This is a genomic window from Acerihabitans arboris, from assembly GCF_010131535.1.
Taxonomy (GTDB): Bacteria; Pseudomonadota; Gammaproteobacteria; order Enterobacterales; family Enterobacteriaceae; genus Acerihabitans; species Acerihabitans arboris.
Map to the genome: position 1 here is coordinate 219,514 of NZ_WUBS01000001.1, position 18,250 is coordinate 237,763.

General features: G+C 57.7%; 15 protein-coding genes and 1 other annotated feature. Of the genes, 3 read left to right on the forward strand and 12 right to left on the reverse strand.

Annotated elements, in window-relative coordinates:
* Positions 1 to 46 precede the first annotated feature (46 nt).
* From GRH90_RS00940 to tal, 6 genes are all read right to left on the reverse strand, one after another.
* Positions 47 to 1,069, reverse strand: a complete 1,023-nt coding sequence (locus tag GRH90_RS00940) for a LacI family DNA-binding transcriptional regulator (protein WP_162364022.1) — start codon at positions 1,067 to 1,069, stop codon at positions 47 to 49.
* A 222-nt stretch (positions 1,070 to 1,291) separates the two neighbouring features.
* Positions 1,292 to 2,428, reverse strand: a complete 1,137-nt coding sequence (dnaJ, locus tag GRH90_RS00945; RefSeq protein WP_162364023.1) for a molecular chaperone DnaJ — start codon at positions 2,426 to 2,428, stop codon at positions 1,292 to 1,294.
* Positions 2,429 to 2,537: 109 nt separating this feature from the next.
* Entirely contained in the window at positions 2,538 to 4,457 is a 1,920-nt protein-coding gene (gene dnaK, locus GRH90_RS00950; RefSeq protein WP_162364024.1) for a molecular chaperone DnaK, read from the reverse strand.
* Positions 4,458 to 4,785: 328 nt separating this feature from the next.
* On the reverse strand, positions 4,786 to 6,096 hold the full coding sequence (locus GRH90_RS00955) for an MFS transporter (protein ID WP_162364266.1): 1,311 nt from the start codon (positions 6,094 to 6,096) through the stop codon (positions 4,786 to 4,788).
* A 222-nt stretch (positions 6,097 to 6,318) separates the two neighbouring features.
* Positions 6,319 to 6,906 carry a molybdopterin adenylyltransferase gene (gene mog, locus GRH90_RS00960; protein WP_162364025.1) on the reverse strand — a complete coding sequence of 196 codons (588 nt, stop codon included), beginning with the start codon at positions 6,904 to 6,906 and terminating at the stop codon, positions 6,319 to 6,321.
* Between the two features lie 113 nt (positions 6,907 to 7,019).
* Positions 7,020 to 7,973, reverse strand: a complete 954-nt coding sequence (tal, locus tag GRH90_RS00965; protein WP_162364026.1) for a transaldolase — start codon at positions 7,971 to 7,973, stop codon at positions 7,020 to 7,022.
* A 212-nt stretch (positions 7,974 to 8,185) separates the two neighbouring features.
* On the opposite strand from tal, the gene GRH90_RS00970 reads away from it, so the two are divergent.
* Together GRH90_RS00970 and yaaA are read left to right on the forward strand one after the other, a co-directional pair.
* A complete protein-coding gene (locus GRH90_RS00970; protein ID WP_162364027.1) occupies positions 8,186 to 9,622 on the forward strand; it encodes an alanine/glycine:cation symporter family protein in 1,437 nt (478 codons plus the stop codon).
* A 58-nt stretch (positions 9,623 to 9,680) separates the two neighbouring features.
* Positions 9,681 to 10,454: a peroxide stress protein YaaA gene (gene yaaA, locus GRH90_RS00975; protein WP_162364028.1), complete on the forward strand. Its 774-nt coding sequence runs from the start codon at positions 9,681 to 9,683 to the stop codon at positions 10,452 to 10,454.
* Positions 10,455 to 10,599: 145 nt separating this feature from the next.
* On the opposite strand, the gene thrC is transcribed toward yaaA, so the two are convergent.
* The 5 genes from thrC to GRH90_RS01000 form a co-directional block, all read right to left on the reverse strand.
* A complete protein-coding gene (gene thrC, locus GRH90_RS00980; RefSeq protein ID WP_162364029.1) occupies positions 10,600 to 11,889 on the reverse strand; it encodes a threonine synthase in 1,290 nt (429 codons plus the stop codon).
* A gap of 3 nt (positions 11,890 to 11,892) precedes the next feature.
* The gene (gene thrB, locus GRH90_RS00985) at positions 11,893 to 12,822 is read right to left on the reverse strand and encodes a homoserine kinase (protein ID WP_162364030.1); all 930 of its coding nucleotides are present in this window, start codon (positions 12,820 to 12,822) and stop codon (positions 11,893 to 11,895) included.
* 1 nt (position 12,823) lies between these two features.
* A complete protein-coding gene (gene thrA / locus GRH90_RS00990) occupies positions 12,824 to 15,283 on the reverse strand; it encodes a bifunctional aspartate kinase/homoserine dehydrogenase I (protein ID WP_162364031.1) in 2,460 nt (819 codons plus the stop codon).
* A gap of 27 nt (positions 15,284 to 15,310) precedes the next feature.
* Positions 15,311 to 15,428, reverse strand: a sequence feature (Thr leader region).
* Entirely contained in the window at positions 15,367 to 15,435 is a 69-nt protein-coding gene (thrL, locus tag GRH90_RS26650; RefSeq protein WP_162364267.1) for a thr operon leader peptide, read from the reverse strand. It overlaps the preceding feature by 62 nt.
* Positions 15,436 to 15,627: 192 nt before the next feature.
* A complete protein-coding gene (locus GRH90_RS01000; RefSeq protein WP_162364032.1) occupies positions 15,628 to 16,329 on the reverse strand; it encodes a tRNA/rRNA methyltransferase in 702 nt (233 codons plus the stop codon).
* Between the two features lie 452 nt (positions 16,330 to 16,781).
* On the opposite strand from GRH90_RS01000, the gene arcA reads away from it, so the two are divergent.
* Entirely contained in the window at positions 16,782 to 17,498 is a 717-nt protein-coding gene (gene arcA / locus GRH90_RS01005; RefSeq protein WP_162364033.1) for a two-component system response regulator ArcA, read from the forward strand.
* Between the two features lie 95 nt (positions 17,499 to 17,593).
* Here arcA and creA read toward each other — a convergent pair whose 3' ends face one another.
* Positions 17,594 to 18,076 (reverse strand): protein CreA, encoded by a 483-nt coding sequence (gene creA, locus GRH90_RS01010; RefSeq protein ID WP_162364034.1) that lies wholly within the window; start codon positions 18,074 to 18,076, stop codon positions 17,594 to 17,596.
* Between the last annotated feature and the right edge of the window lie 174 nt (positions 18,077 to 18,250).

The window sequence follows — 18,250 nt, forward strand, 5'->3', positions numbered from 1 at the left end:
ATTTATCATAGGAGGTAATCGATTACCTCTATTTTTCAAAAAAAAATCAACGCAAGGTTGAGTCTCTTGCTATCAGCTGAACCGGCAACTCAAGGCATTCCGGCTCAGCCTTTTTATGCCCGTTCAACAGGCCGGCTATCAGCTTTTTGGCCGCCGTCGCGCCAATTTGATAGGTCGGTTGCGAAATCACGGTCAGGCTGGGATTGGTCACCGACGACCATTCCGTATCGTCGAAGCCGATAAAGAGAAAATCAGCGGGAATGATATAACCCGATATTTTCGCCGCCTTCAGCACCGCCAGCGATAAAATGCCGTTGGTCGCAATGATGCCCAGCCGGACGCCGCTGAAGCGCCGGCCGGCTATTTTTTCCAGGACCTCGGCGACCGCCTCTATCTGTATTTTTTCAAAAATATGAATATCGCTTTGAATGCCGTTGACGGCCGCCCGGGCGGCGAGGGTGCGAAATGCCTCGACGCGTTCGATTCGGGGACTGATGTGATGAGTGGCCGGGCTTAGCAGCACCAGGGAATCGCATCCCCGTTGCAGCATATGATCCACGGCCAGGTTAACCCCTTGGAAATTGTCCACCGACACCGAACACACCGCTCCCTGGCTGATTTTACGTCCCACCAGCGCGACGGGGATTTCATCAGCGAGTTTGGCAATAAGCTCATCATTACCGCCGGTGGTATTGATGACAAAACCATCCACCCGCTTGGCCAGCATCATCTCGATAAATTGGCTTTCCTTGGCCGGCGATTCCTTGGAATTACAGACAAAAATGGTATAGCCAAACCCGGCGCAAGCTTCCTCGATGCCTTGCAGGATGGCGATAGAGTAGGGATTGAGGATATCCGACAAGATCACCGCGATAGTATTGCTTTTGGTGCTTCTCAGGGTCCGCGCCACGTCATTGGGCTTATATCCCATCGACTCAATCACCTTTTCGATGCGCAACCGGGTATCCTCGCCCATCGACTGGAATTTGCCATTCAGATAGCGCGATATCGTTGCGGTGGAGACCCCTGATGCCAAAGCCACGTCACGGATTGCTATTTGTTTTTTCATATTGTCTTGGTTAGGTAATCGATTACCTAAAGGTTATATCGCTTCCGGGGTGAAAATCTGTGATCTGCTGCTCATAACCGATCCAGGAGGATCAATGCGCGTCGTATTGACGTGGATTGGGGCGCCATCATGGATGCAAGGCGGGATTGGAGAGCCAAGGCCAAAAACAAAAAGTCCCCGGTTTGGCAACCAGGGACTCGGATATAGACACGGAAACCGGTGCTAGCGCGTCAGATCGTCAAAAAACTTTTTCACGCCGTCCAGGAAACTTTTGGAACGCGGGCTGTTCTGATCGCCGCTCGGGCCGCCAAAACTTTCTTCCAGCTCACGCAACAGCTGTTTTTGTTTTTCATTAAGTTTAACCGGCGTTTCAACCACCACGCGACATAACAGATCGCCCTGGTTGCCGCCACGCACTGACTTAACCCCTTTGCCGCGCATACGGAACAGCTTGCCGGTTTGCGTCTCCGCCGGTACTTTCAGCTTGACGCGCCCGTCAAGGGTGGGCACCTCGATTTCGCCGCCCAGCGCCGCCATGGCGAAGTTAATCGGAACTTCGCAAAACAGGTTATTGTCTTCGCGTTCAAAGATAGGATGCTGGCGTACCTGGACCTGCACATACAGATCCCCCGCCTGCGCGCCCTGCTCGCCCGCCTCGCCTTCGCCCGACAGGCGGATGCGATCGCCGGTATCGACGCCGGCCGGTATTTTCACCGACAGGGTCTTGGCTTTTTCTATGCGGCCGTGGCCGTGGCATTTATGACAAGGCTCCTTGATAATCTTGCCATGCCCCTGGCAGGTGGGGCACGCCTGCTGCACCGCAAAAAAGCCCTGGCGCATCTGCACCTGTCCCGAACCGTGGCAGGTGGGACAGGTTATCGGCGAGGTGCCGGCTTTAGCGCCGCTGCCATGGCAGACGTCACACTCTTCCAGCGTCGGGATGCGGATTTCCTTGGTCACGCCGCGGACCGCTTCCTCAAGGGTCAATTCCATATTGTAGCGAAGATCCGAGCCACGGCTGGCGCGCTGACGGCGTCCTCCGCCAAAGATATCGCCAAACACATCGCCGAAGATATCGGTGAAATCCGCACCGCCCGCGCCGCCGCCGCCGTAACCGCCGCCCATGCCGCCCTGTTCGAAGGCGGCATGGCCGTACTGGTCGTAAGCGGCGCGCTTTTGCGCGTCGGTCAGGATTTCATAGGCTTCTTTAGCTTCTTTGAATTTGGCTTCGGCGTCAGCATTCCCTGGGTTACGATCCGGGTGGAATTTCATTGCCAGGCGTTTGTAGGCCTTTTTGATTTCACGCTCTTCCGCATCTTTGGGAAGGCCTAAAATCTCGTAATAGTCTTTTTTCGCCATTGTCTCTTCCTGCCCTCAACATGCTTGCACGGGCGTAAGGTTACCCCGACGCCCGTGCCTGTTGCCAGCCGCGATATCAATTATCCCGGCTGTGCCCGCTCAAGGGCGATTATTTTTTATCTTTAACTTCTTCAAACTCGGCGTCGACCACGTCGTCATCTTTCTTGCCCGCATTGGCTTCGGCGCCCGCTTCAGCCGCACCGGCCTGCGCCGCCTGCTGCTGAGCCACTTCCAGCAGCTTGCCGGACACCTGGATCAGCGCCTGCATCTTGGCTTCGATATCCGCCTTGTCCTCGCCCTTCAGCGCAGTTTCCAGCGCGGTCAGCGCGGACTCGATGGCCGTTTTGTCGTCGGCGGGCAGTTTGTCGCCGGCTTCCTCCAGCTGTTTGCGGGTGCTGTGCAACTGATGATCGCCCTGGTTACGCGTCTGCACCAGTTCCTCGAACTTACGGTCGGATTCCGCGTTGGATTCCGCCTCGCGCACCATTTTCTGAATTTCTTCCTCGTTCAGGCCGGAAGACGCCTTGATGGTGATTTTCTGCTCGCGACCGCTGTTTTTATCCTTGGCGGACACATGCAGGATACCGTCGGCGTCGATATCGAAGGTGACTTCGATTTGCGGCGTTCCGCGCATGGCGGCGGAAATCCCGTCCAGGTTGAACTGTCCCAGGGATTTATTATCCACGGCGCGTTTACGCTCGCCCTGCAGCACGTGGATGGTCACCGCGGACTGATTGTCTTCCGCGGTGGAGAACACCTGGCTGTGCTTGGTCGGGATGGTGGTATTCCTTTGGATAAGTGGGGTCATGATCCCACCCATGGTTTCAATGCCCAGGGACAACGGGCTGACATCAAGCAGCAGCACGTCTTTCACATCACCGGCCAACACCCCGCCCTGTATCGCGGCGCCTATGGCCACGGCTTCATCCGGGTTAACGTCTTTACGCGGTTCTTTACCAAAGAAATCGGTAACGGTTTTCTGCACCAGCGGCATACGGGTCTGGCCGCCGACCAGGATCACGTCCTTGATATCGCTCACGGACAAGCCGGCGTCTTTCAGCGCCTTTTGCAGTGGTTCCATGGTGCCTTTCACCAGGTCTTCCACCAGCGACTCCAGCTTGGCGCGGGTGACCTTGATGTTCATATGTTTCGGGCCGGTGGCGTCCGCCGTAATGTATGGCAGGTTGACGTCGGTTTGCTGCGCGGAGGACAGTTCGATCTTGGCCTTTTCCGCGGATTCCTTCAGGCGCTGCATGGCCAGCGGATCGTTGCGCAGATCGATACCCTGGTCTTTCTTGAATTCATCCACCAGGTAATTGATCAGGCGGCTGTCGAAGTCTTCGCCACCCAGATGGGTGTCGCCGTTGGTTGCCAGCACTTCAAAGGTTTTTTGACCGTCCACGTCATCGATTTCGATGACGGAGACATCAAAAGTGCCGCCGCCCAGGTCATATACCACGATGGTACGGTTGCCGGTTTCTTTATCCAGGCCGTAGGCCAGCGCCGCGGCGGTGGGTTCGTTAATAATGCGTTTAACGTCGAGACCCGCGATACGGCCGGCGTCCTTGGTTGCCTGGCGCTGCGCGTCGGTAAAGTAGGCCGGCACGGTAATAACCGCTCCAGTGACCGGTTCGCCCAGATAGTCTTCCGCGGTCTTCTTCATTTTTATCAGGATTTCAGCGGACACCTGCGGCGGGGCCATTTTCTGGCCTTTCACGTCCAGCCAGGCGTCGCCGTTGTCGGAAGCGATGATTTTGTACGGCATGATATTCTTGTCACGCTGCACTTCCTCGTCCTGGAAACGACGTCCGATCAAACGCTTGATGGCGAACAACGTGTTCTGCGGGTTTGTAACGGACTGACGTTTAGCTGGTTGGCCAACCAGAATTTCACCGTCCTGCGTGTAAGCAATAATGGAAGGGGTAGTACGATCGCCTTCGCTGTTTTCCAGCACCCGAGGTTTGGAGCCTTCAATAATTGCGATACAAGAGTTGGTCGTACCCAAGTCGATACCAATAATTTTACCCATCTAAACATCTCCACTAAAAAGTCATATTCGTTGTGGTCGTAAACCTGATATGTGGCCGGATAACTTTTTTTCAAGCTTTCGGCACGTTTTTGTCAGCAGGTTAAACAACGTTGGTTGCAAATAAGATGGGGTCACCGCGGCGCGCATCAAGGGGGAGCAGGAAAAAAAAAGCTGTCCACGTGCTCCCGAGGGGCTTTAGCCGCCGCCATTACCGGGAGTGAGCGTCACATCCAATTGATTTATCTATGTTTTTAGATAAACATCCCAAATCATTCCCAAAAGTGCCATAAAAGAATACGGGCGTGCTCAGGGGGCGGCGTGAATGAAATCAAGCAATTGAATTCAATCCACCGGCCAGCGGCAGCTTCTTGCGCAATCCGGAGGGCAGGCAGATGCCGATAAGTACCCCCATCACCGACAGTCCGAGCACATACCAGGACGGCGCCATCGGCGAGACGCGCATCAGCATGGTGACCAATACCGGGGTCAGGCCGCCGAAAACGGCATAGGCGACATTGTAGGAAAACGAGATGCCGCTGAACCGCACCGCGGAGGGAAAGGCATGGACCATGACATAAGGCACGCCGCCCACCACGCCGACGCTCAGTCCCGCCAGCCCATAGGTGATATACAGCGATAACGGGTTAGCCGCGCCGGCGTGGTAAAACAGCCAGCTGAAGACGCCGAGCATGAGGCAGCCGATGATAAAGGTCTTGCCGGCCCCCAGGCGATCGATGAAGGTTCCCGTCACTACGCAGCCGGCGGCCAGGGCGATGATAGCCACGCAGTTGGCCTTTAGCGCCAGGGAGGGAGAGGCGCCCATTTGCTGCTGCAGCCACAGCGGGGCCATCAGGATGACCACCACGATGCCGGCGGAAAGCAGCCAGGTCAGCAGCATGGAAATCAGCACCGCTTTTTTATGTTTCACCACGACCGATTTGAGCGGCAGTTCCTGCGCCAGGGCCTTACGGGCCTGCATCTCGATAAATACCGGCGTTTCCCGCAGCCAGCGCCGCAGGTACATGGCAACCAGCCCAAAGATGCCGCCCAGGAAAAAGGGAATGCGCCAGCCGCCCTGGATAATGCCCTGCGGGGTCATAAAGGTGTTGAGCAAGGTCGCGACAAAGGAACCCAGCAATATGCCGATGGTTAGTCCGGCGGTTAACGTGCCGCAGGCAAAGCCGATGCGCTTATGGGGAACGTGTTCGGCGACAAAGACCCAGGCGCCGGGCACTTCGCCGCCGATGGCCGCGCCCTGCAAAATCCGCAGCAGCAGTAATAGCAGCGGCGCGCTGATGCCGATGGTTGCGTAGGTCGGCAGCAAGCCCATCATCAGCGTCGGCAGCGCCATCAGCAGTATGGACAGGCTGAACATTTTTTTCCGGCCCACTTTATCGCCGAAATGCGCCATGACAATGCCGCCCAGCGGCCGGGCCAGGTAACCGGCGGCAAAAATGCCGAAGGTTTGCATTTGCCGCAGCCATTCCGGCAGATCCGGCGGAAAGAACAGCTTACCCATCACCGCGGCGAAAAAGACGAAGATAATAAAATCGTAGAATTCCAGCGCGCCGCCCAGGGCGGCAAGCGACAGGGTTTTATAGTCCTGTCGGGTTAATCGGCGTTGCGGGTCGGCAAGCATGGTCATTTGCGTCAAGCCAGGGGGAAAAAAGAAAACATAGCATACAACGTAAAGATAATCTTACTGGCTGGACATAATTTTTCACAGGCTTGCCCGCGGGCCTTACCCATCCATCGGCCCGGTCACAGCGGCCGCGCCCCGGCGTTTCGCCATCGGCATTGACCCGCTGGCATGGACCATGGGCATTGCTAAGCCGCCGGCAGGATGCAGGCGGACCAACGTTCATTCTTCCGCCGGACGGCGGGCGCTTTTGGGGCGAAAAGACGCCACGATCGCGGGGTCGGTATCGACATAAGGCCCTTCCAGCAATTGGATACAGTAAGGTATGCTGGCAAAGATGCCGGGCACCAGCACCGCCCCCTGCCCGTCTTTTACCCCTTCCAACGTTTCCTTGATGGCCCGCGGCTGGCCGGGCAGGTTCAGGATCAGCGCCTGCTTGCGGATCGCCCCCATTTGACGGGACAGGATGGCGGTCGGCACGAAATGCAGGCTGATCTGGCGCATTTGCTCGCCAAAGCCGGGCATTTCGCGATCGGCTATCGCCCGCGTTGCGTCTGGGGTGACATCGCGCCGGGCGGGGCCGGTGCCGCCGGTGGTCAGCACCAGATGGCAGCCCATTTCGTCCACCAGCTCGCTGAGCGTTTGTTCAATCAGCGGTTGCTCATCGGGCACCAAACGGGTTTCCAGCGTAAAAGGCGACACCAGCGCCCGGCGCAGCCAGGTTTCCAGCGCGGGAATGCCCTGATCCTGGTAGACGCCGTTGGCCGCGCGATCGGAAATGGATACCAGGCCGATGCGGCATGTTTGCATGTGATGTCCCTCGGTTGACATGATTTTCCCCATGATAGCAATTTAACGGCGAAGCACCATGCGCGGCCGACAACAACGGCCCGTTAAGGGCCGTGGGTTTGCCGGCAAATCAATTACAGCAGGTCTTTGATCATCGCTTCCAGTTTTTCCTGGTCGACGGCGAACTTGCGGATGCCGTCCGCCAGTTTGTCCACCGCCATCGGATCATGGTTGTGCTGCCAGAGGAATTCGGCCTCGGTCATCTTGGCCGGACGTTCTTTGATGTCGCCCGTATAGGAAAGTTTGCGTTCCAGGGCGCCTTCGGTTTCCGCCAGTTCCTTGAGCAGCGGCGGCGCGATGGTCAGGCGATCGCAGCCGGCGAGTTCAACGATTTCGCCGGTGTTGCGAAAGCTGGCGCCCATGACTACGGTTTCATAGCCATGTTCTTTGTAATAGCGGTAGATTTCCGTGACGGAAATAACGCCCGGATCCTGCGCTGGGGTAAATTCCTTGCGCTCGCCGTTGGCTTTATGCCAGTCGAGGATGCGTCCAACGAAAGGCGAAATCAGGTAAGCCCCCGCTTCGGCGCAGGCGCGGGCCTGGGCAAAGGAAAACAACAGGGTCAGGTTGCAGTTGATGCCGGCCTTTTCCAACTGCTCGGCGGCACGAATGCCCTGCCAGGTCGAGGCCAGCTTGATCAGGATGCGCTCGTTGCCGATGCCGGCGTCGTTATAAAGTTTGATCAGGCTCTTGGCCTTGGCGACGCTTGCCTCGGTGTCGTAGGACAGGCGGGCGTCGACTTCGGTGGAAACGCGCCCCGGCACCAGCTTGAGGATTTCCAGGCCGATATTGACCGCCAGCTTGTCGGTGGCGTATTTGACTTGTTCCGCCGCGTCCCGGCTTTGATCGCGCGCCCAGGAAACCGCCTGATCGATATATTTACGATATTCGGGAATCTGCGCCGCATTCAGGATCAATGAAGGGTTGGTGGTTGCATCCTGTGGCTGATACAGTTTGATGGCGGTGATATCACCGGTATCGGCGACAACGGAGGTCATCTTGCGTAGGGCACTAAGTTTATCTGTCATGGTGGAGTATCTCATTGTGGAGGGTGTGCATATCTTATGGCGTTGCACTGCCTTTTTCGATAATACCACGCGTAGGGACGGGCGCAAGCGAGCCGCCAGCGCAATCGCACTACCCCGGCGGCAGCGTATTATGCGGTTATCGCAGCATAAAATCGCCCGCTGCCGGCCGGTGGTTAACATAACCGTTGTCCATCAGGGAAGACGAGGGATAAATGGCTGAACTCTTCAACTTTATCGACGATTTGTTATGGAATTCGGTGTTAATTTACCTGCTGATTGGCACCGGCATCTGGTTTACTTTCCGCTCCGGTTTCATTCAATTCCATTACTTTGGTCACATGTTTTCCATATTAAAGGGATCGGGCCGCGCCGACGCCGCGGGCATTTCCCCGTTCCAGGCGTTATGTACCACGCTGGCGGCGCGCATCGGCTGCGGCAACCTGACCGGCGTGACGTTATCCCTGGTCATCGGCGGGCCGGGGGCCATATTCTGGATGTGGCTGGCCGCCTTTATCGGCATGGCCACCGCCTTTGTCGAAAGCACCCTGGCGCAGTTGTATAAGGTGCGCGACAGCCGGGGCAATTATCGCGGCGGCCCCGCCTGGTATATGGAAAAGGGCCTGGGCCTGCGCTGGATGGGCGTGCTGTTTTCCTGCTTTCTGCTGGCGGGCTACGGCGGCATTTTTAACGCGGTGCAGGCCAGCGCCATCACACAATCGCTGCACGAGGCCTATGGCGTCGCGCCTTACCAGGCCGGCCTCGGCCTGGTGGCCTTAAGCGGCCTGGCCATCTGCGGCGGCCTGCGCCTTGTCGCCCGCTTGTCCCAATGGCTGGTGCCCCTGATGGCGCTGTGCTACGTGCTGCTGGCAACCTGGGTGGCGCTCAATCACGTCGATCGCCTGGGGGCGGTGGCTACGCTGGTATTCAACAGCGCGTTCGGCCTGCCGCAGGCCGCGTCGGGGATTATGGGGTATGGCCTTTCCCAGGCGATCTTCCAGGGCGTGCAGCGCGGTTTGTTTTCCAACGAGGCCGGCATGGGCTCGGCGCCCAATATCGCCGCCGCCGCCGCCCCCTGGCCGCCCCACCCCGCGTCGCAGGGCTATATCCAGATGCTGGCGGTGTTTATTGATACTATCGTGATATGCAGCGCCACCGCGGCCATCATCCTGACGTCGGGCGTGCTGGAACAGGCCGTTCCCGACATCGGCGGCATTGCCCTGATCCAGCGTTCGTTGCTGGCGGTGACGGGGCACTGGGGCACGCCGTTTATGGTGTTCACCCTGTTTATCTTCGCCTTTACCTCGATTATCGGCAACTACGCCTACGCCGAGAGCAGCCTGCAATTTTTCCGCCCTGACCCCAAACGGCGGGTGCTGATATTGCGCGGCGTGGCGTTGGCCATGGTGATGTTCGGCTGCCTGGCGGAGGTGCCGGTGCTGTGGCGACTGGCGGATCTGGCGATGGGGCTGATGACGCTGACCAACCTGATTGCCTTGCTGCTACTGTCGCGCGTCGCCCTGATGCTGGCCCGCGATTACAATAGCCAGCGCGCCATCGGCAAACTGCCGACCTTTTACGCCGCCAATTTCCCCAGCATCGCCGCGCAGCTGCCGCCCGGCAACTGGGCTCGGCCCACGGCGCGCAAATAACCGTGGGTCACTATCACGGCGCTGGATTCCAGCCCTCAAGAGACAGGAACCATACGACATGCTAATCGTTATCTCCCCGGCCAAGACGCTGGATTATACCAGCCCGCTGGCGACCCAACGCCATACCCGGCCGGAGCTGCTGGCCCGGTCTGAAAAACTGGTACGGTTATGTCGCAAGCTGACGCCGCCGCAATTATCCAGCCTGATGGGCATCAGCGATAAGCTGGCGGCGCTTAACGCGGCGCGTTTTCAGTCATGGCGGGCGGATTTTACCCCCGATAATGCCCGACAGGCGATCCTGGCGTTTAAAGGCGACGTTTACACCGGACTGGCCGCCGAGACCTTCAGCGAGGCGGATTTCGATTTCGCCCAGGGCCATCTGCGCATGCTGTCGGGACTGTACGGGATACTGCGGCCCCTGGACCTGATGCAGCCCTATCGCCTGGAGATGAGCATCAGGCTGGCGAATCCGGCCGGGGCCGATTTATATCATTTCTGGGGCGAGACCCTGACCCGGAAGCTTAATGAGGCGCTGGCGGCGCAGGGCGACAGCGTGCTGATAAACCTGGCGTCCGGGGAATATTTTAAGGCGGTGAAACAGGAAAACCTGTCCGCGCGGGTAATCAAGCCGGTTTTCCTCGATGAAAAAAACGGCAAATATAAGATCATTAGCTTTAACGCCAAAAAAGCGCGCGGCATGATGAGCCGGTTTATCATTACCCAAAGGCTAACCCAGCCGGAGCAGCTTGCCGCGTTCAACGACGGCGGTTATGCCTACGCGCAGCGGGAATCGAGCGAGACGGAAATGGTCTTTAAACGACCGGAACGATGAGGCGGCGGGGAGGAGGTGCGATGGCGCGTCCGCCATATCGGACGGTTGCGCTGGCCCGAATGCCCCACGGTTTGACCGTGGGGCATGCGGGCCGTTTTGGCTGAACCGGCAAGGCGCGCCGACCGTCGGCGCCCCCGTGCCGGTGTTATTTCGGCAACGCCAGCAACAGCTCGCGCAGCGGGGCAAATTCCGCCGGCAGCCGGCTTGAGAGCAGCGGCAGGCCGGCCCGCAGCGCCAGTTCCTTGGGCAGCGGCAACGATTGTCCCAGCACCTCGTCCACGGTTTCCTTGAACTTGGCCGGATGGGCGGTGCCCAGGAACAGGCCGAATTCTCCCGGCTGGAGTTGGTCGCGCAATAAACGATAGGCGATAGCCGCATGCGGCTCAGAGATATAACCCAATCCCGCCAGTTCGCGCATGGTATCGCGGGTGGTTTTGTCATTCACGCAGCCGTAGGCCAGGGTATCGAGCCGCCAGTTTTTACGCCGGAACAACTCTTCAACGCGCGGCCAGTTGTTCGGCTGGCTGACATCCATGGCATTGGACAGCGTCGCCACGGTGGCGTTAGGCAGCCATTTCCCGTCGGCAAGAAAGCGCGGCACGGTATCGTTGGCATTGGTGGCGGCAATAAAACGCTTGATCGGCAGCCCGAGGGATTTTGCCAGCAGCCCGGCGGTCAGGTCGCCGAAATTGCCGCTGGGCACCGATACCACCAGCTGATTGCGCTGCTCCTGCGAGAGCTGCGCCACCGCTTCGAAGTAATAACAGATCTGCGCCAGTAGGCGGCTGATATTAATCGAATTGGCGGAATTCAGCCCCAGTTCGTGCTTGAGTTCCTCGTCGTCAAACGCCTGCTTGACCAGCGATTGACAGGCGTCGAAGTCACCCTCGACCGCCACGGTATGGATATTGCCGCCCAGGGTGCAGAACAGTTTTTCCTGCAGCGGGCTGATTTTGCCGCGCGGATAGAGAATCACCACCCGGACATTGTCCAACCCATAAAAGGCGTGCGCCACGGCGGCGCCGGTATCGCCGGAGGTGGCGGTCAGGATGGTCACCGGCTGGCCCTTGGCGACTTCGGTAAGCATTTGCGCCATAAAGCGGCCGCCGAAATCCTTGAACGCCAGGGTCGGGCCATGGAACAGCTCCAGCACCGAGATGTCGCCGGACACCCTGGCTACCGGAGCCGGAAATTCAAACGCCGCCTTAACCCGCTTATGGATGACGTCCAGCGGCAGTTCGTCGCCGATATAGGCCGACAGGATACGGGCGCTGCGGGTTACCAGATCGAGATCCAGTAGGGCGTCGATTTCCGACGAGGCGAACGCCGGCAGGTCGAGCGGGAAAAACAGCCCCTGCTGGCGCCCCAGTCCCTGCTTAATCGCCTGCGCGAAGCTGACCTGCTCGTTGTGATCTTTAATATTATATAATTTCATACGTTATCCCATCACTCGCGCGCCGGTGGTGTCCAGGCGACAGATATGAACAAAACCTTCATCATTTTGCAGATAGTGCTGCTCCAGCCAGCCGGCCAGGCGCTGCGCGGTGTCGTCCCGATCGCAGACCGCAAACAGCGTCGGGCCCGAGCCGGAAATTCCGCAGGCCAGGGCGCCGATATTGGCCGCGGCCTGGCGCGCTTCGATAAACCCCGGCAGCAGCCTGGTACGGTAAGGCTCGGCAATCACGTCTTTCATCAGTTTTGCCGCCAGGGCCGGCTGCTGGGTATGGCTGGCATGGATAAACCCGGCCAGGAAACGCCCATGGCTAATGCAATCCTGCCGGCGGTACTGGGCGGGCAAAATAGCCCGCGCCTCGGCGGTGGAGACCTTAATGCCCGGATAGGCCATCACCCACAGCCATTCGCTGAAACCGGGCACCTGCTGGCTGATAATGCTGTTTTCCTCCAGCATCAGCTGGATCCCGCCCAGGAAACACGGCGCCACGTTGTCATAATGAACGCTGCCGGAAATACGCCCTTCCATTTCCCCCATCAGCGTCAGCATCTGGTTTTCATCCAGCGGATAATCGCAGTGGGCGTTCATCGCCACCAGCGCCGCCACGACGGAACAGGCGCTGGAGCCGAGGCCCGAGCCGATGGGCATATTCTTTTCCAGTCGCATGGCCACCGGGATGGTTTTGCCCACCGCCTGGCAAAAGCGTTCCCAGCATTGATAAACAATGTTCTGCTCGGTTTCGGCCGGCAGCTTGCCGGCAAAACGACCTTCATTGCGCAGGCTGAACTCCGCCGCCGCGTCAACCGTCACGCAGTCCCCGAGCAACGTACCGTCAACCGGCGATACCGCCGCGCCCAAGACATCAAAGCCGACACTGACATTGCCGATTGACGCCGGCGCATACACCTTAACCATTTTAGACTCCCAGCTTCCATGACAGCGTGCGCAGAAGATCCGCGAATACGCCCGCGGCCGTCACATCGTTACCGGCGCCGTAGCCGCGCAACACCAACGGCAGCGGTTGATAATAACGCGTATAAAACGCCAACGCGTTTTCGCCATCCTTCACTTTGTACAGCGGATCGTTACCGTCCACCGCTTCTATTTTAACCTGGCATTTGCCGTCCCCGATGCTGGCGACATAACGCAGCACCTGGCCCCGTTCCCGGGCAAGGGCGACTTTAGAGGCGAAAGCGTCGTCCAGCCCCGGCAGCCGGGCCAGGAAAGACCCGGCATCGCCGTCGGCGCTAAAATCGGCGGGCAGCACCGGCTCCACGTCGATATCGTCCAACTCCAGCTGATAGCCGGCCTCGCGGGCCAGAATCAGTAATTTACGCGCGACGTCCATCCCCGACAGGTCATCGCGCGGATCCGGCTCGGTATAGCCGAGATCCTTCGCCGCCAGGGTCGCCGCCGATAGCGACATGCCCTCGTCCAGCTTACCGAAAATAAATGACAGCGATCCGGAAAGGATACCGGAAAAACGCACCAGTTCATCACCGGCGTTTAACAGATTCTGTAAATTTTCGATAACCGGCAGGCCGGCGCCGACGTTGGTGTCGTATAAAAACTTACGCCGCGACCCGGCCGCCGCCGCGCGCATCTGCTGGTAATAGTGCATGGAGGCGGTATTGGCTTTCTTGTTAGGCGTCACCACGTGGAATCCGTCGGCCAAAAAGTCGGCGTACTGGTCGGCAACGGCCGCGCTGCTGGTGCAATCGACGATCACCGGATTAAGCAGATGATACTCTTTCACCAGGCGGATCAGGCGCCCCAGGTTGAACGGTTCCTTGGCCTCGGCCAGCTCCTCGCGCCAGGTCTCGAGCTTAATGCCGTGGACGCTGGTCAGCAGCGCCCGGGAATTGGCGATGCCGCAGACGCGTAGATCAATATGCTTCTCCTTCAGCCATTGGTGCTGGCGATGGATCTGCTCGATAAGCGCCCCGCCCACTCCGCCGGCACCGATGACAAACACTTCAATCACCTGATCGGTATTAAACAGCATCTGATGCGCGACGCGCACCCCGGTAGTGGTGGTGTCATTATCCACCACCACTGAAATCGACCGTTCGGAAGAGCCCTGGGCGATGGCGATGATATTGATGTTGGCCCGCGCCAGGGCGGCGAACAGCTTGGCGGACAGGCCGCGCTGGGTGCGCATGCCGTCGCCGATAACCGAAATAATCGCCAGCTTGGTCATGACGTCCAGCGGCTCCAGCAAGCCGTCCTTCAGTTCAAGATAGAACTCATCTTCCAACGCCTTGCGGGCGCCGTTCAGTTCATGGTGCGGCACGCAAAAGCTGATGCTGTATTCCGACGAGGATTGGGTAATCAACACGACCGAGCTGCCGGCGCGGGACATGGCGGCGAATACCCGCGCCGCCATGCCGATCATGCCCTTCATGCCCGGGCCAGAGACATTGATCATCGCCATATTGTTCAGATGGGTGATGCCTTTTACCGGATTAGCGCCGTCGGGATCGCTCTGGCCGATAAGCGTGCCGGGGGCCTGGGGATTTTCGGTGTTTTTTATCAGGCAGGGGATCTGGAACTGGGCAATCGGGGCGATGGTGCGCGGGTGCAACACCTTGGCGCCGAAGTACGACAGCTCCATGGCCTCTTGATACGACATGGATTTCAATAACCGCGCGTCCGGTACCTGGCGGGGATCGCAGGTATAAACGCCGTCCACATCGGTCCAGATCTCGCAGCAATCGGCGCGCAGGCAGGCGGCCAGCACCGCCGCCGAGTAATCGGAGCCGTTGCGCCCCAGCACCACCAGTTCACCTTTATCGTTGCCGGCGGTGAATCCCGCCATCAGGATAACATGGTCGGCGGGAATGGCGGCGTCGTTGATACGGCGGGTGGACTCGACGATGTCCACGGTGGACTCCAGGTAGCTGCCCTGCGCCAACAGTTTTTCCACCGGATTGATTATCGTCACGGCAAAACCGCGGGCGATAAACACCGCGGCCATAATAGCGATGGAGAGCTTTTCACCCCGGCAGATAATGGCGGCGTTGATACTGTCCGGACACTGCCTGAGCAAGGTTATGCCATGCAGCAGTTGCCTGAGCTGGGCGAATTCCTGATCCACCAGCTTACGCAGGCCGGCGTAGTCGAAACCGGGCTGGGCCTGTGCCAGGCCCAGCAGCAGCTCGGAGAAGATACGCTCGGCGTCATTCATGGCGGGCTGGATATCCAGGCCGCCCAACGTCCTCTCAATCATCGATACCAGGTGGTTGGTAATCTTGGCGGGCGCGGAAAGCACCGTGGCTACCTGTCCCTGGCCTGTATTGCTTTCAATAATATCGGCAACACGGATAAAACGTTCCGCATTGGCAACCGAGGTACCACCGAATTTCAGTACTCGCATCTCTTTTTTATCTCCTGGATTTAAGCTTAAAAAAAAGCCCGCACTGTTTAGGTGCGGGCTTTTTTCTGTTTATCCTGTATGCGTCAGCCCGCACCGCTACTTGTGGTATCGGTGGTGGTAATAATAATGGTGGTCAGGCTGATAAAACGCATGTCTCAAATAATCTATATTATTTTTTAATGGCTTACTGGTAAAGCAATTGCCGCCAAAAGTCAACGTTATTTTATGTTTGCCTATTTTTTGCGCGGGCCGCCAAGGGCTATTTTTACGGGAATATTCTGCCATTAACAGGATATAAATAGCAAAAAAACCATCTTAGCCAGCATTAAACGCCGACCCGTTCGCTACTTATCGGCATTATTTACTGACAGGACTTTTTCAATATCCTGCAGCAGCGTATGCAGCATCGCCGTGTCCCGCTGGGTCGCCAAACCGAGCCGCTGGTGCAGCCATTCGCTTAACTTACGATCGTCGCTGACGCTCAATTGCGCCAGCAGCCGATCGAAACGCTGATGCAGCGCCGCCAGCTGTCCGGGCAGGGCCTGGGGATGTTCCCGCGCCACGACATGGTTAAGCGCCGCCAGTTGGTAACAATAGACCATCACCGCCTGCCCGAGATTCAGCGAGGGATAACCGGACTGCATCGGCACGCCCGTCAGGATATCGGCCAACGCCAGTTCCTCGTTGGTTAAACCGGTATCTTCCCGGCCGAACACCAGCGCCGCCTGCTTAACCCATTGTTGTTTCTCCTGCATTTGCGGCAGCAGCTGCGCGGCGGTACAGTAATAGTGGAACCGGGCCCGATGCCGGGCGGTGGTGGCCACCGTGAAATCCACATCCCGCAAGGCGTCTTCCAGCGTGTCGAAATGCGCGGCCCGATCGAGAATGTCGGTCGAGCCATGGGCCACCCGGGCGGCGGCAGGCATAAGATGGGCCTGGCTATCGACGATGCGCAGCGAGCCGAATCCCATGGTCTTCATGGCCCGGGCCGCGGCGCCGACATTCTCCGGCCTGGCCGGTGAAACAAGAATAACGTGTAGCTGCATGAAGGGTCTCTTGATACGCGGCAAATTACGCCCGATCTTAACATTATTCCATCGCGGTTTCAGACTGCGGCGCGGCGGCTGAATCGATCGCGGCGGTATAACAAAAGCGCTTAAATACGCTGGTATATAAGGGATTTCCCTTAAATGCGCGTTGTCACGGGCGTTAATTTGATATATGTCAGCAAAATGAAATTTTCTTACGTGGCAATTTCGTTTCGCGCTGTTATAGTGTTGTTAATAAGGGTAAGCTATATGGCATTTGAGCTTGAGAAAAAGCGGTCAAAATCAGGTTAGCGGTGCCAAGGTTATCCGTAGTTAATCACCTGGAGCACGTTTATGTACTTTAGCCTCATGGCTTGGGGGAGTTAGCGTCCTACCCCGGGCAATGTTGTAGATAACCGCGGCTTTTGTACTTCCTCTTCCAATTTTGTTAGTAATTTTAGGTAGCAAACATGCAGACCCCGCACATTCTTATCGTTGAAGACGAGTCAGTTACCCGCAATACCCTCAAAAGCATTTTCGAAGCCGAGGGATACATGGTTCATGAAGCCACCGATGGCGCTGAGATGCATCAGATTCTGTCGGAAAACGACATTAACCTGGTCATCATGGACATTAACCTGCCGGGTAAAAATGGTTTACTGCTGGCGCGCGAATTACGTGAGCATGCAAGCGTCGCGCTGATGTTCTTGACTGGCCGCGATAATGAAGTCGATAAAATCCTCGGTCTGGAAATCGGCGCCGATGATTATATTACCAAGCCGTTCAATCCACGCGAACTCACCATCCGTGCGCGCAACCTGCTGTCGCGCACCATGAATCTCGGCGGTGGCGGCGAAGAACGCAAGCTGGTGGAAAGCTATAAATTCAACGGCTGGGAGCTGGACATCAACAGCCGCTCGCTGTTAAGCCCGACCGGCGATCACTACAAGCTGCCGCGTAGCGAGTTCCGCGCCATGCTGCACTTTTGTGAAAACCCCGGCAAAATCCAGTCGCGCGCCGAACTGCTGAAAAAAATGACCGGGCGTGAACTCAAGGCGCACGATCGCACCGTCGATGTCACCATCCGCCGCATACGTAAGCATTTTGAATCCACCCCTGATACACCTGAAATCATCGCCACCATCCATGGTGAAGGTTACCGTTTCTGCGGCGATCTGGAAGAATAACTTCCGCCTGGCCGATACCTGCCGGGTGCCGCTATGGCACCCGGTGTTGTTTATGACGCCGGTGTCGGGTAGCGACCGGTAGTCAATGGCGACGATTATTCATGCTGGGTGGTCCAGGGGATAATCGGCACCGCGCTCAGGGCGTTTTTCGGCGACCCTTCCACTACCCGGTCCGAGTAGGACATATAGACCAGCGCATTACGCTTCGCGTCATAAAAACGAACCACCTGCAGCCGCTTGAATACCAGCGATGTGCGTTTTTGGAATACCACGCTGCCGGTCTGTTTGCCGTTCTTGATTTTATCCGTCAGGGTGATGGGCCCGACCTGCTGGCAGGAGATGGCCGCGTCCGAGGTATCCTCGGCCAGCCCAAGGCCGCCCTTGATACCGCCGGTCTTGGCCCGGCTGAGATAGCAGGTGACATTCTGCACATCAGGATCGTCGAATGCTTCCACGACGATCTTGTGATCGGGACCAAAGAGTTTGAATACGGTGTCCACGGATCCGACTTCCTCGGAGCGGGCGGCGCCGGAGGCTAGCAGGCTTAAAAGCAACGCGGAAAACAACAGTTTATTCATTGAGGTAGCTTCTTTTCTGGTGACTGGTTTGCGGGTTGGCGAAGACCGCGAACGGACATCGCTGCCGGTGGTGAATGACTGCTATCATGGCAGGTATTAATTAGCTAATAAATCTTTGACGGTCTAACTGCAAAAAAATTGCTATCATGCGTCAACTTTTGCTTCATCGTGCCC

Bases quoted from the DNA above. Each gene is read 5' to 3' on its own strand.
- GRH90_RS00970 (WP_162364027.1), top strand. From the start codon at position 8,186: ATGGCTGAACTCTTCAACTTTATCGACGATTTGTTATGGAATTCGGTG.
- dnaK (WP_162364024.1), bottom strand. From the start codon at position 4,457: ATGGGTAAAATTATTGGTATCGACTTGGGTACGACCAACTCTTGTATC.
- tal (WP_162364026.1), bottom strand. From the start codon at position 7,973: ATGACAGATAAACTTAGTGCCCTACGCAAGATGACCTCCGTTGTCGCC.
- GRH90_RS00955 (WP_162364266.1), bottom strand. From the start codon at position 6,096: ATGCTTGCCGACCCGCAACGCCGATTAACCCGACAGGACTATAAAACC.
- GRH90_RS01000 (WP_162364032.1), bottom strand. From the start codon at position 16,329: ATGCAGCTACACGTTATTCTTGTTTCACCGGCCAGGCCGGAGAATGTC.
- mog (WP_162364025.1), bottom strand. From the start codon at position 6,906: ATGCAAACATGCCGCATCGGCCTGGTATCCATTTCCGATCGCGCGGCC.
- thrA (WP_162364031.1), bottom strand. From the start codon at position 15,283: ATGCGAGTACTGAAATTCGGTGGTACCTCGGTTGCCAATGCGGAACGT.
- thrB (WP_162364030.1), bottom strand. From the start codon at position 12,822: ATGGTTAAGGTGTATGCGCCGGCGTCAATCGGCAATGTCAGTGTCGGC.
- thrC (WP_162364029.1), bottom strand. From the start codon at position 11,889: ATGAAATTATATAATATTAAAGATCACAACGAGCAGGTCAGCTTCGCG.
- creA (WP_162364034.1), bottom strand. From the start codon at position 18,076: ATGAATAAACTGTTGTTTTCCGCGTTGCTTTTAAGCCTGCTAGCCTCC.
- yaaA (WP_162364028.1), top strand. From the start codon at position 9,681: ATGCTAATCGTTATCTCCCCGGCCAAGACGCTGGATTATACCAGCCCG.
- dnaJ (WP_162364023.1), bottom strand. From the start codon at position 2,428: ATGGCGAAAAAAGACTATTACGAGATTTTAGGCCTTCCCAAAGATGCG.
- GRH90_RS00940 (WP_162364022.1), bottom strand. From the start codon at position 1,069: ATGAAAAAACAAATAGCAATCCGTGACGTGGCTTTGGCATCAGGGGTC.
- arcA (WP_162364033.1), top strand. From the start codon at position 16,782: ATGCAGACCCCGCACATTCTTATCGTTGAAGACGAGTCAGTTACCCGC.